Source organism: Microbulbifer sp. ABM4_008 (genome assembly GCF_056311705.1).
Window position 1 is genome coordinate 3,478,330 of record NZ_CM149970.1, and the last position, 14,607, is coordinate 3,492,936.

General features: G+C 46.3%; 6 protein-coding genes. 1 reads left to right on the forward strand and 5 read right to left on the reverse strand.

The window, feature by feature from the left end; all coding sequences use genetic code 11:
* The first annotated feature begins 394 nt into the window (after positions 1 to 394).
* Positions 395 to 5,152, forward strand: a complete 4,758-nt coding sequence (locus ACYX4J_RS15125; protein ID WP_476176953.1) for a CapA family protein — start codon at positions 395 to 397, stop codon at positions 5,150 to 5,152.
* Positions 5,153 to 5,297: 145 nt separating this feature from the next.
* Here the strand turns inward: ACYX4J_RS15125 and ACYX4J_RS15130 are convergent, their stop codons facing one another.
* The 5 genes from ACYX4J_RS15130 to ACYX4J_RS15150 form a co-directional block, all read right to left on the reverse strand.
* On the reverse strand, positions 5,298 to 6,206 hold the full coding sequence (locus ACYX4J_RS15130) for a transglutaminase-like domain-containing protein (RefSeq protein WP_444905978.1): 909 nt from the start codon (positions 6,204 to 6,206) through the stop codon (positions 5,298 to 5,300).
* The gene (locus ACYX4J_RS15135; RefSeq protein WP_444905979.1) at positions 6,206 to 7,450 is read right to left on the reverse strand and encodes a beta-barrel domain-containing protein; all 1,245 of its coding nucleotides are present in this window, start codon (positions 7,448 to 7,450) and stop codon (positions 6,206 to 6,208) included. The genes ACYX4J_RS15130 and ACYX4J_RS15135 overlap by 1 nt, the downstream gene beginning before the upstream one ends.
* Before the next feature lie 22 nt (positions 7,451 to 7,472).
* On the reverse strand, positions 7,473 to 9,671 hold the full coding sequence (locus tag ACYX4J_RS15140) for a type I secretion system permease/ATPase (protein WP_444898133.1): 2,199 nt from the start codon (positions 9,669 to 9,671) through the stop codon (positions 7,473 to 7,475).
* A complete protein-coding gene (locus tag ACYX4J_RS15145) occupies positions 9,668 to 11,098 on the reverse strand; it encodes a TolC family outer membrane protein (RefSeq protein ID WP_444905980.1) in 1,431 nt (476 codons plus the stop codon). Before ACYX4J_RS15145 ends, ACYX4J_RS15140 begins: the two co-directional genes overlap by 4 nt.
* 144 nt (positions 11,099 to 11,242) lie before the next feature.
* On the reverse strand, positions 11,243 to 14,473 hold the full coding sequence (locus tag ACYX4J_RS15150) for a BapA/Bap/LapF family prefix-like domain-containing protein (protein WP_476176954.1): 3,231 nt from the start codon (positions 14,471 to 14,473) through the stop codon (positions 11,243 to 11,245).
* Positions 14,474 to 14,607: the final 134 nt, after the last annotated feature.

A 14,607-nucleotide genomic window follows, 5' to 3' on the forward strand; every position in this document is an offset into this window, starting at 1 on the left:
AGCAAGATGAATTTGAGACAAACAACCTATATTTACCGACAAAAAAACCCGAGATGATAAGATCCCGGGTTTCCTTCTTGGCAGAAAATGCTCCTGCCCTGCGGCTAAACCTTGGTATTAACCCACACTGTTAATTACAGGTTAATAGAGAATAATCTGAGTGAGTTGCACAACAATCATTCTGAATACGGTTACCCAATACTATCCGACAAGATTTGTTTTGAAAACCCAAATTGACAGATAAAACAAAAAAATATTTACCACACCACCACCTCAGTACAAACCACTAAAAGCAGAATCTTCCCCCCCGTCTATACTCGTTCAGGAAAAGCACCCGAGCCGACCAGCAGAAAAAATACTGCCACGCTTTTTTAATAGAGAGATAAGTCGCGACATGTCCCTATCCAACATGCTCGTTCAAGTGCGTGCTCAGGTTGAGCAGGCATTGAGGAGCCAACGCCCTCCTTATACGTTGTTTTTTTCAATTAGTGATGTAAAGAAGCGTGCCATCGTAAAACATAAAACGGCGGCAGATATTGCAGAGGTATGGCAAGACCTAGCAAAGATCATCCAAAGTGCAGCAAAATCGCACAGGGTGAACCCCTGCTGGTTGAGAGTTGACTGGGTAACTCAAAAAAGTGCAATGACGTTTGCTGGGCTGGAACAAATACTTAGAGATACCAAACGATCATACTTTCGCTATGGTCTGGCATTGGATGATAACTGTGATGTCGCATTCCTTGAACAGGAACTCAATGCTAATGCCATGCTTTATGGCGGGAATCAGATCGATCACGTAATCATCAACGAGAATAATTTCCTTGCCTATGCTAAGAAACGTTTTGGACTAAACACCAAGTTAGATTTTTCAGATGACAGCCCAGTATATCTTCTGTCAACTCAGGGGATTTTTTGTGAAGCTAAACGTGAACCCGTCTGCCTCTATGGTCCAGGATTAGACGCTGGTCGGCGTATCATCGAAAAACTAAATGCTAATACTGTTACGAAATTAATTAAAACAAGCAGCCATTACCTGGGCAGCCAAGTCAAAAACAATGGAGCATTCCACTATGGTTGGCATGCCTGCTTCGACCGGAAGATAGATACCTATAACAATTTGCGTCATGCAAGCAGTACCTATGCGATGATTGAAGCCTGGGAGGTAACCGGTGATAAAGCACTGATGACTTCCATCCTTCGGTCACTAAAGTACCTGACAGAAAAGCTAATACAATCCGCGCTCCTTCCTTCAGGGAAGATGGGTGCATTTTTAGTAGAGTCGAATAATGAGATTAAATTAGGGGGCAACGCTGTATCACTCCTGGCACTAGTAAAGTACTCTGAGGTAACAGAAACCGAACACTACTCCGATTTAATGGAGCAGCTGGCACTTGGTATGGAGTACATGCAAGACGCCGTCACTGGGCAATTTTGTCATGTTCTTGAATATCCTGAACTTCAAGTTAAAGACAAGCATAGAGTCATCTATTACGATGGTGAAGCTGCCTTTGGTTTAATGCGTCTTTACGGATTTACTAAAGATTCCCGCTGGCTGACATTGGTCGAGAAGGCATTCAATTATTTTATCCGAGCTGAGCACTGGCGTGCCCACGATCACTGGCTGAGCTACTGTGTCAATGAGCTGACACTATATCGCCCTGAAGAAAAGTATTATCAGTTCGGTATTCGCAACTTTTCCAGTTACTTGGATTTTGTTGAAAATAGAATCACCACCTTCCCAACTCTGCTTGAATTGATGATGGCTGCTGAAAAGATGGTGACTCGCTTACGCAAAGAGCCCAAGTTTCAGTACCTACTAGACCAGGTAGATCTAAAGCACTTTTACAGAGCGTTACACAAACGTGCAATGTACCTCCTAAACGGCTATTTCTGGCCCGAAATAGCCATGTACTTCAAGAATCCCAGACGAATCTTAGGAAGCTTTTTTATACGGCACCATGCTTTCAGAGTTCGTATTGATGATGTCGAGCACTATCTATCTGGTTTTATCGCCTATCGAAATTATCTTATTGCCGCCAAAGATATACCGGAGGATATTGAGGAGGCATACCAAGAAATGCTTATCGAACCAGCTGCCGATTCACACAAGTCATTGCCTGTGCTCGCTTGGGGGGGGGACGTAAACTTGGCACGAAGGCAACATTATCGCACGGCACAATTTGGAACCGAGAAAGTGCTCGGCACAATTATTGCCCTAAAAAACGCAGATATAAGCGTAGTGAATCTAGAGTGTGTGATAGGGACTGAGGGCGAACAAGGAATCAGTAAGGGAGAGTCATCCCCATACTATTACCGAGCCCGCCCTGAAATGCTATCCGTGTTAATGGAGGCCGGTATTGATGTCGTTGTTACTGCAAACAATCATAGTGGGGACTATGGAAGCAAAGCACTTTTGGAGCAACAACACTGGCTGGATGCAACCGGTATCGGTTACGCTGGATCAGGTATTAATATCGAAGAAGCACTTACCCCAGTATATCGTCCCGCCGGTCGGCTAAACGTCGCCATTTTCTCTATTGATGCCACACAGCCCCGCTTTGCCGCAGGTCCAAGTACGCCTGGTTGCGCTCATCTACCACTTACCATACCCAGCCTCTGGCTTGATAACCTAAAGCCTAGGATTGAAGCAGCGCGCAAAAAAGCACATCTCGTGCTCGTCGCTGTTCATTGGGGAAACAACAGAGAACCAAAACCAAGCGAAGATGAAATAACCATTGGCCACGCCATTATCGATGCCGGAGCAGATGGTATATTAGGTACCAGCGCACATAACCTACAAGGTATTGAAATTTATCAGGACAGACCTATTATCCACGATGCTGGGGATCTTTTGTTCGATGCGGTCCGACGTAACCTAGCCGATAGTGGAATCTTTCGCCTCCAATTAAGCGAAAATGGAATAGAAAAAATCATTTTTGTGCCCGTAGGTGTTGGGTTTGGTTTCAGTAAGCAACTAAGTGGAGATGTAGCAAAAGATCTTACGCAACGATTTTCGAAAGCTTGCTCAGAGCTGGGGACACACCTGACCTTAAATCCAGATGGTAGCGGAACCATTCTACTGTCACCTCCAGACAGGCAATACCGTAAACTTCCCCATCTTCTTAAAACCCATTACAAACGAGAAGTAATTAGAGAAAAGCGTCCATTGAACCCTAATTGGACTGTAGATCAAGTCCCCCTAGATGCTCGCATCCCCCCAATAAAATGCGGGCCGCTTAAACTATTGGGAGTAAGATTTTTTCCGCGTGAAATAAAGACTAGACAAATGTTATGGGTAGAGTCATTTTGGACTACCGATAAAAAGGTAAAGGAGGATTTCCGTTTAGATTTTCGAGCGATCCCAATCAAAGAAACATCTATGCCTTATTGGGGAAAGGCGATGGACCACGATCCTTGTGATTGGCAAGTACCCACTTCTCGATGGGAACCAGGAAGAATCTACCGTGACTTTTATGGGTTAAGGGCCCCGGCAGCCAATCAAATTAAGCCTGTTCACCTTCAACTTGCCGTAGGTATTATTTCCAACACACAACAAGTAAAGCCTGTAATTGTTGGCGGAATGATTACACAGCTAAACTTTTCTAAGAAGCCGCCACAAATTCCTACATACAAAACAGATTTTCCTCCGGCTGTATACCAACATACGCCTATGCAGACTTGGAATGCTCAACAACTTGAACTAGTTTCTGGAGGAAAATGGCTAACGCCGCCACCTGAAAATTGGTACATTCGCAGCGTAATTTCTGGGAGTGGATTTTTAGACCAAGCAGTGGGGCCTGTCTTATTTGTTGCTCATACAAGTAAAGACAGAGATTTTCACGAACAGCGCTCAAAGCCATCTGCCAATTACTTTGACTGCCATAAAACCCTTCCTGAATTTGCACATCGTATTGCTGGCGCCATTGTTTCCCACCCTGTAGATGGATTACCTAAGGAACTGCCTGTACTTCAAGTTGAAGACCCATTAAAAGTTATAATTGAGCTCGGATTAGCAGCCAGAAAACGATTTCAAGGCGATGTCATTGCCATTACAGGTACTGCAGGAAAATCAAGCACCCTAAAAATGCTTGTGCAAATTCTGGGCCCCAAAGAAAAGATATTATCCAGTTTAGGTAACTATAACTCACGTGTAGGCGCACCTTCGATGCTTGCCAGTCTAAATCCTGACCATGAAGCTGCCGTTATCGAAGTGGCTCAGAGCGCATTATGGATGAAACGAGGCCCCATCACAAGACAGATAAAACCAACTATATCTATAATTACGGAAATTGGTCTATCACAAACTAACCATCGCATAAAATCAGTTGAAGACACTGCGAAATGGAAATCGTGCATTTTTGACGGATTAACGAATTCTTCAGTAGCTATATTAGGGGACCACCTAAAGTGCTTCGACTATATTCTTTCGCAAGCAAAAAAATATGCTAAAAAAATAATAGTGTTTGGCAAAGGAGAAAGGGCAGATGTTAAGATAATAAATATTGATGCCGATGAAACTGGAAGCAATGTCACACTACAGTTCCCAACTCAAAGATTAGAATTAAAGGTTCCCGCACCCAGCACTGGCATGATGTACAATGCCATAGCTGCTATTTGTGCAGCTTACGCGCTAGATAAAGACCTAGCCCAATGCGCAAATAGATTGCTTGACCTAGAACTTGATGAGGGACATTTAAAAAGAAAAAATTTAAACATTCAAGGTAAATCCCTAACACTTATTGATGATAGCTGGAACGCTGAAGTTTGCTCCATGATTAATGCATTCTCAGTATTTTCTCAGAGTAAAATAAAAAATAATGGACGAAGAATTGCGGTACTAGGTCGCATTGTCCATTTAGGTAAAAAAGCACAAGAATTACATGAAAGTCTCACTCACCCCTTACTCAACAGCAATGTTAACTGGGTAATAACACACGGTGAGGAAATGAAATTTCTCCGGGAGTTATTACCGGAAGAAATTTTAGGACCACATTTTTCAGAGGCTTCACCTCTCGTTGACTATCTAGCTGATTTCTCCCAGGATTCAGACCTAATACTTATCAAAGGATCCAGAAGGGACTCCGACTTTGGCTCAATCCCCATCCTACTAGAAAAACTTCAAAAAACCGGACAACCCATAGAGGTAGAATAAAACTTAAAATCCAACACATGACAACTCAAGAAAAACATGATACAGATCAAACTTACACATCTGGCCGACAGATGTAATTCGCTATACCACTGCACGCCCTACTAAACCCACCCATAACAAATAATTGAATCCAGAAATTCAATATTTATTGCAAACTCCACAAAACAGAAACACTAACATTATTTTTTTTACCTTTAAAATCTTTCGGAAACAAATTAGACCAAACCCATGAAAACTCTCGAGTAAGAACAATTTTACTTATACTACCCTTACCGAAACCATATCCAAGATAAGGCTTCTGCGCCAAATTGGGGTCTACCGGCACCCACCGACCACCCATAAAAACTTCAGCGGCATGATGATTAGGTCGATCAAATCTTTTTTTCTTGGAAAAAAGAAACTCTGAAGTAACTCTTGCAGGATACCCCATAGAGCGTGCCAATGCGACAAAAAGCGCCGCATGCTCTGTACAATCACCCTCCCCTGACTCAAGGCCCGCCAGAGCGCCTTTTGTAGGCTGAACTTTATATTTAATTATTGCTTGAGGAATCAAAAAAGCTGCCCTCAAACGACTCTCTTCATCTTCAAAAGTATTTTGTATTTTAAGGGATAACTTTTTAATTGGAGTGGAATCTGACTCGATAAACCTCGCTGACTCTAAGTAAGTACCACTTGGAAAAAAGTCTCGCCCCCTGCTCAATTGAGTATAATCATATGAAGTAAGCATTAAATCAAACTCAACAATCCTGGAAACTGTCCTTCCAGCAGGAATACTCAGCACAAACTCAAGGTACTTAGAACCCCCTACACCATGCTTCTTGTAAATAATTTTTTCTGGATAATTATATCTAATCTTCTTTAATGACTGCTGCAAACTATACTCTACAGGCATAGAAAGTCTTTGAACATAACCATTAATATCCTGCTTCGAAGAGTTCGTAATTGCGACCTCAACCGAAAGAGTAACAATTTTTGATTCAGCTTGAGATAAGCTAGAAAGACCAAAGAAGCCAAAAACAATGTGCACCAATGAGTTAGCTAACCATTTCGCCATTACCTTTCCCGTAGCGCCTCACCCGCCTTATTGATTGGCTTCATAAGATAATCAAAAACAGTTTTCGAACCCGTTTTTATATCTACCGCTGCAATCATACCTGGCACTATCGGAAATTTATTACCCTCATGATTTTCCAGAGAATCAGTATCTGTGAGGATGAAAACCTTATAATAGTATTCGCCTGGCACAAACTCATCTTGAATCGTATCAGGAGATATAGTCGTCACTGTACCATTTAAGTCACCATAAATCGTATAGTCGTATGCAGTAATTTTTACTTTAGCTACCTGCCCAGGACGAATAAATGCGATATCCCTGGGGGAAATTTTTGCTTCAACTAAAAGCTGATCATCAAGTGGGACAATCTCCATTATCTTTCCATTTGGGGGGATTACGCCACCAATAGTTGTAACCTCAATAGCTTTAACAATGCCTCTTACAGGAGATTTGTGAGTAAGTCTTATTAGTGAGTCAGAACGCCCCTCAACTACAGAAGACAGCGCCTCAACTTCAGCACTAAAGTTTGCCAACTCCTCTCGGGCTTTCACCATGTACATAGATTTTATCTCATTTATCTTTGTCTCCAACTCAGACTTTTGTCTTTGCAGACGTAAAAGATCAACACTACTGGCTGCCCCTGATTCGACAAGCGACCTGGTGATAGACAACTCTTTATTGACCAACTCTAGGGTTTCCTTTGAACCTTTCAACGATTCTGCTAATCCTCTCCGCCGCGTATCAAATAGTTTTCTTTCTTTAGCAATAAGCTCCGCATGCGAAGACAGTTCCTCTGGAAATTTAATCGATGTACTATTTACCTCAGCACTCAATCGCGCGACACTAGCCAAAGCAGCTCTGTAGCGAGCCAATATTTCTTCTACATTCGAACGTAATTTTGTAGGATCCAACTGCGCCAACACTTCACCCTTTTCGACAATATCCCCCTCAGAAACTTTAAGATCCTCCAGTATTCCTCCCTCTAATGATTGGATAATCTGTGAACGCGAAGTCGGAACCACTTTACCAGCGCCAGAAGAAACCTCATCAACCTTGGCCAAGTAAGACCAAAAAACCAACGCGGCTAACAATAAAAAAAATACCCAAACTATTCTTCCTGAGCGTACGAGAGATGCATCATCAATATCATCCTCATATTGTTTTTCATCATTTTGTGAATCAATATCTAAGAGAGCGATGCGTTTTGGTTCGCGGCGAAAACCGAAGTCATCTGGAATTGGCATTACAGCTTCTCCATCCTAACCTCTAGGAAACTTCTTCATCCTTCTTAGGATCCTTCCGTCGAGAAAGAATAGAGAGTGCTTTTTCTTTTGGCTCATCGAGAACAACTCGGCCACTATCCAGCACAATTATTCGATCTACAAAGCTAAGGATGCTAGTTCTATGAGTTGCAATAACAACTGTTTTGTTTACACTCCAATCTGATAATGCACAAATAAATTTTTTCTCAGTGGCTTCGTCCAGTGCTGAAGTAGGCTCATCCAGCAAAAGAACATTTGGTTGACGTAATAAAATCCTAGCAATCAGCAGAGACTGCTTTTGCCCTCCAGACAGCCCGTAGCCACCTTCTTGAATCATAGATCCCAAGCCTTTCGGGAGCTTACTCACAAAAGTCTCGGCACCACTCATTTTAAGTGCGACGAGAATTTCATCATCGCTGGCATTGGGAGAACCTAAGACAAGATTTTCATAAATAGTCCCATGGAATAGCCCTGTCTTTTGGCTAAGGAGAGAAATATCTCGTCTTACATCAGCGGGATCTATATGAGCCAAGCTGACATCATCTAACCGTAACTGACCACGAGCGGGCTCAATATAACCCGACAGTGCATGTAGCAACGTTGACTTACCGGATCCATTTCGACCTAATATAGCAATCCGTTCACCTTGAGTAATTTTTAATTCAGGAATAACTAGAGCGGGATCAGACGTATCATCTCCATAGTTATAAACCGACTGTTTAAAGTGATAATTTCCTTGAAGCGAGGACTTCTGCACTTTCTTTTCATCTTCAGGGTTATCAACCGGTAACTGCATAATCTGATCAATTCCTTTCATCGCAAACCGGGCTTGCTGCCAGCGGCTTAAAACCTGGGTGATATTTGCCATTGGTGACATCATCCGCGAACCAAGAATAGAGGCAGCAACCAGTGCGCCCGTTGTCATGTCGCCAGCCATGACCATCGGAGCTCCAAATAACACAACTACAGCAAAAACTGATGACTGCACGTTATGGGTCCAACTCAGTAAAACACCAACCAGATATCGCAGCTTTAGATTGGAATCTGCGGTGACTGCGTTGAAATGATTCCACTGCCCTTGAAAGCGCTGTTCCGCCTGCATGGCTTTTATATCTTCCAGCCCTTGAACCGTTTCTATTAGCATTGCATTACGTAGCGCTCCTTCTTTAATAGATTCCTTCGATAACTTTGCAAGCCTCGGCTGAAGAAGCAACCCAGGAATAATTAACAAGAAAACTGCTACAAGAGGTATTAGTGCCAAGCTCCCAGCAACCCACCACATAACAAACAGAAAGAGTACAAAAAAAGGTAAATCTGCAAGAGCCAAAACGGTGGAAGATGTAAACAATTCTCTTATGCGCTCAAGGTCTCTAATCTGAGAGATAAATGTACCGGTTGATTTTGGTCTGGCTTGATCTTTAACCCTAATAGCATGCCCAAAAACCAAATCCGACATACGAATATCAGCACGCTTCCCCAGCAAGTCCGTTACCCTGACTCGCATAGTACGCATAATAAAATCAAAGATAATTGCTACTACAACACCGCTAAATAGAACGTAAAGGGTAGGAAAAGACTCAGCTGGAATGACTCTGTCATAGACCTGTTTTGAAAAAACAATTCCAGCTAGTGCTAGAGAATTTGCAATTGTTGTGGCAATCATCACATGAAAATAGGGTTTCAAATCCCTAAGGATAATCCGGCGAAACCAATGCTTGTCTTCAGTCTTAACATAGTCATCTATACGAGAGTCTGTTGCCGTTCTCCTGGGACGAAATATAGCCAGGTTCAGAACATTATTTTTTAAATCGTCCAGATGTACTGTACTCTTTAGACCTTTATCGCCACAGTAGATAACACTCAGTTCCATATCTTTAGATACAGACTCTACAACAACTAACTGACCATCCACCAATTGGGCAACAATGGGCAAACGCCACGAATTGATCGCAGACTCATTGAACGAGCTGAATGTTGCCGTAAGCCCGGCCTGTCGCGCCATCTGCCTAACAACGCTTTCTATAGAGTTATATCCCCCCCAATTCCCAGCTATTCGGACCCTTTCATAAGAGCAATCAATTCGATAATGTCGAGCAATAGAAATTATTGCCTCACACCAAGGAGTAACGTTAGCGGCATTATTTTTAGAGCTGGAAAATGGCTTTTCAATTTCACCCGCAATATCTAATTGGCTTCCATTCAAGGCAACACCTCCACACCCTGAATCTCGGTTCCATCCAGTTTAAATGCCTCGCGCAAACCACCACGACTATGTAGACAATCTATTTTTAGAAGGTGCAAATCAAAAATCGTATTATTTTTTTCTCGGCGGGCAATGTGTAGCTCCTGTTCTGAATTTAGCAAATCAATTAGAGTCCGCGTGCCTAGAGTGGAATACTGCTGTTTATATAGATCCCTTGTTTCAGCTATAGCGCTCTCCCTAGCGCTAAGCGAACTCAAACTACGCATTAACCCTTCAGCTTCTTCTTGTGCCTCACGATATTTTTGGGTTACAAATAATTGTGCCGAGTCTCTCGCCGCATCAGCCGACAGCAAGGCATAACTCGCCCCCTCTCTTCCGGCAGATATCTTTCCACCTTGATAAATAGGCATGGAAACATTAAAGAAAATCGCCTTCTCATTACTATCAAGTGCATTGGCATCAACATAGTTTTGATCCAAGTACTGATTCACATTTCCATCAAGGGTTAAGGTTGGCCATGCATTTGCCTTTGCCGATTTAAGCTGTGCTTCAGCTTCAGCTCTAGATGCGGCAGCAATAAGTACATCTGGTACTGACGACAAATCAAAAGACTGGACATCACATGCTTGTGCGACGTCCTCAGGAACATACATAGCCACCCGAAATGGAGATTGGAATCCAGTGAGATTCTGTAAAGTGGTACGCCATCGGCGTAACAAAGCTTCTACTTGCTGTTTAGATGCCTGTGCAGCATCAACTCTTGATTGCGCCTGTAACACATCTGAGCGGGAACTAACTCCACGCTCCTTTCGAATTTGCACAAGATCAGCAATAGCAGATACGCCATTAACTTGTGCATCAGAAGTTAAAAGGAGAGACTGATAGCGCTGAACCTCAATTGCCGCTTTTGCGGTTCTCCTTGCAACTTCGTCAATAGATTGGAGAACTTCAGCCTGAGACCTTTGTACACCAGCCTTTGCAAAGTCAACATTGCTAGATACTTTGCCAAAGTCATAAACCATCTGGGAAATATTCACCTGGAACGCGTGTCCATCACCTTCGCTTTTGTACTCGGAGTCGTTCCCGGCCACAATTCCAGCATTCAATCGAGGAAAATATCCCGATCGTGCAGCTTTGACGCCTTGCCTCTGCTGATAGAGATTCCCAACGGCTTCTGCAATTAATGGATGCCAACCGACGGCTTGGTGCACCACTTCAAGCATATTGAATTCAGTTCGCTTTATACCTTCCTCATACTCCCTAAAGGAAAACTTTTTTAATGAATCATAAGCCTCTACTTCCATGCTTCTTGGGCTAATTACTTCAGAGGAACGGGGAGAAATTAATATATCGGCGTCACCTGTGATTGACCAAAACACCAGAGTCAACACAAATGATATTTTCATTTTCTGTTTAAACACTTCCACTATATTCACTTTCAATAATTACCGGGAGGTTAAACACTCTATTAACATCTAATTACATAAATTCTGTAGAGTGGCCACAAAAGTCTAGCCAAAAAAAACCGGGCCTTACGGCCCGGTACTTAAGTTAATTTTTCGCTTTCAGATCTAAGTGTCGCTCAAGCTGTTTTGTTGCCACATATCTCCGATAGTGTCGTCAATTGCTGCCGACATCTCCATCGAATCCATTACTCCACTAGAAATTTGGCTCGTATCTACGCCAGCCACCTCTCCAGCAGACTCGAATATTTGAGTATCGCTACCCACAGATTCGAATAGATCATCAAGAGTCAAGTCAGAGCCACTACCCAGCATATCAATACCAGGCACAGTTGCAGTACCAACATCCAATATGCCGTCAGAGTCCATTGCCACATCTGATCCAATATTGATGATGGTAATGTCAATATCAATATCGATATCAACTGAAATGTCGATGTTGATATCAATGTCAACGCTAGTATCGGCATCGGCATCGGCATCGGCATCGGCATCGGCATCGGCATCGGCATCGGCATCCGCGTCAGAATCCCAAACAAATATCTCATCTGTTGGCATTCCAATACTTTCAACCATGAAAGCGACACCTTCATCTGGGAGCGCATCTGGCTCTTGGTAGTCCCTTCCAATATTGATAATGATGATATCAACGTCGATATCGATATCGATGTCGATATCAATATTTATGTCGATATCCACATCGGCATCAGCGTCGGCATCGGCATCGGCATCGGCATCGGCATCGGCATCGGCATCGGCATCTGCATCTGCATCTGCATCAGCATCAGCATCAGCATCAGCATCTGCATCTGCATCTGCATCTCCGTCCGGTTCCCAAGTGAATAACGGCGGATCTGCCAAAATATCTCCGTCGCCACCCAGAGTCGCTACATCACTTCCATGAAGTGCGCTCTGCTCGTGCGGATGATGTCCGATATTGATAATGATGATGTCAACGTCGATATCAATATCAATGTCGATATCAATATTTATGTCGATATCTACGTCGGCATCCGCGTCGGCATCCGCATCCGCATCGGCATCCGCATCGGCGTCGGCGTCGGCGTCGGCATCCGCATCCGCATCAGCATCAGCGTCGGCGTCGGCGTCGGCATCTGCATCGGCATCGGCATCGGCATCGGCATCGGCGTCGGCATCTGCATCCGCATCTGCATCCGCGTCGGCGTCGGCGTCGGCGTCGGCGTCGGCATCGGCATCGGCATCAGCGTCGGCATCCGCATCCGCGTCCGCGTCAGCATCGGCATCCGCGTCGGCATCCGCGTCGGCATCGGCGTCGGCATCGGCGTCGGCATCGGCGTCGGCATCGGCGTCAGCATCGGCATCCGCATCAGCGTCGGCATCGGCATCTGCGTCGGCATCCGCATCCGCATCCGCATCCGCATCCGCGTCAGCGTCGGCATCCGCGTCGGCATCCGCATCCGCATCGGCATCCGCGTCGGCATCGGCATCGGCATCGGCATCGGCATCGGCATCGGCATCAGCATCTGCATCTGCGTCGGCATCCGCATCCGCATCCGCGTCAGCGTCGGCATCCGCGTCGGCATCCGCATCTGCGTCGGCATCGGCATCGGCATCAGCGTCGGCGTCGGCGTCGGCGTCGGCATCGGCATCGGCATCGGCATCGGCATCGGCATCGGCATCGGCATCTGCATCAGCATCGGCATCCGCGTCGGCATCCGCGTCGGCATCGGCATCGGCATCCGCGTCGGCATCCGCATCAGCATCTGCGTCGGCATCGGCATCGGCATCGGCATCGGCATCGGCATCGGCATCCGCGTCGGCATCAGCGTCGGCATCAGCGTCGGCATCCGCGTCGGCATCCGCATCTGCGTCGGCATCGGCATCGGCATCGGCATCGGCATCGGCATCAGCGTCGGCGTCGGCATCGGCATCGGCATCGGCATCGGCATCGGCATCAGCATCCGCATCGGCATCCGCATCCGCATCCGCGTCAGCATCTGCATCCGCGTCGGCATCCGCGTCGGCATCGGCATCCGCGTCGGCATCCGCGTCGGCATCGGCATCGGCATCTGCGTCGGCATCTGCATCCGCGTCGGCATCTGCGTCGGCATCCGCGTCGGCATCCGCATCTGCGTCGGCATCGGCATCGGCATCGGCATCGGCATCGGCATCGGCATCGGCATCGGCATCAGCGTCGGCGTCGGCGTCGGCATCGGCATCTGCGTCGGCATCCGCGTCGGCATCGGCATCGGCATCGGCATCGGCATCGGCATCGGCATCGGCATCGGCATCGGCATCAGCATCTGCATCTGCGTCGGCATCCGCATCCGCATCCGCGTCAGCGTCAGCGTCGGCATCCGCGTCGGCATCCGCATCTGCGTCGGCATCGGCATCGGCATCGGCATCGGCATCGGCATCAGCATCGGCATCCGCATCCGCGTCGGCATCCGCGTCGGCATCGGCATCGGCATCGGCATCGGCATCAGCATCCGCATCGGCATCCGCATCCGCGTCGGCATCCGCGTCGGCATCGGCATCCGCGTCGGCATCCGCATCAGCATCTGCGTCGGCATCGGCATCGGCATCGGCATCGGCATCGGCATCCGCGTCAGCATCGGCATCGGCATCGGCATCCGCGTCGGCATCAGCGTCGGCATCCGCGTCGGCATCCGCATCTGCGTCGGCATCGGCATCGGCATCGGCATCGGCATCGGCATCGGCATCTGCGTCGGCATCAGCATCCGCGTCGGCATCGGCATCGGCATCGGCATCGGCATCGGCATCGGCATCGGCATCAGCATCAGCATCAGCATCAGCATCAGCATCAGCATCAGCATCAGCATCAGCATCAGCATCAGCATCAGCATCAGCATCAGCATCAGCATCAGCATCAGCATCAGCATCAGCATCAGAGTCAGGAATAAAAAATTGATCGCGATTGTCATCATCGTTATCGCTAGCCGCTACAGCGATAACAACAACTCCAAGTGCAATTAATGCAGGAATCCACCAAGAAATACCCGGATCGACTGGTGCTGGTGCTGGATAAGAAGCGCCACCAGCCGCAGCAAAGGCAGAGATTAAATCTCCATTAGAAGCTAACATAAGAGGCTCTCCAGCCCCTGTTAGCACTAGCTCACTGTGCTCGCCATCTTCATCTAACAGGTAAAACCCTGAAACAATGACGATCTGGCCGGATTTTAAAACAATAACGAGGTCTAATCCGTCCTTGGAAAAAGACGCAATATCCTCAGGATCTGCGGGCATTTCGACAAGACCAGGAGAGGTCAAAGATAGCCCCTCCAGTGATCGCTCGTCGATTGAGCCCGTGGATTTGTCAAAGATTTTCGCAATCATGCTCTCACCAACTTCAAACGGTGCAACTTCCTAAATACACAGTTCATGGCCTGAGCTTAAAGACGGAAAATACCCCACTTTGAGCCCATCCGTGACTAGATTCACTAATACATTGCCTTACTAATTTCCCTCCA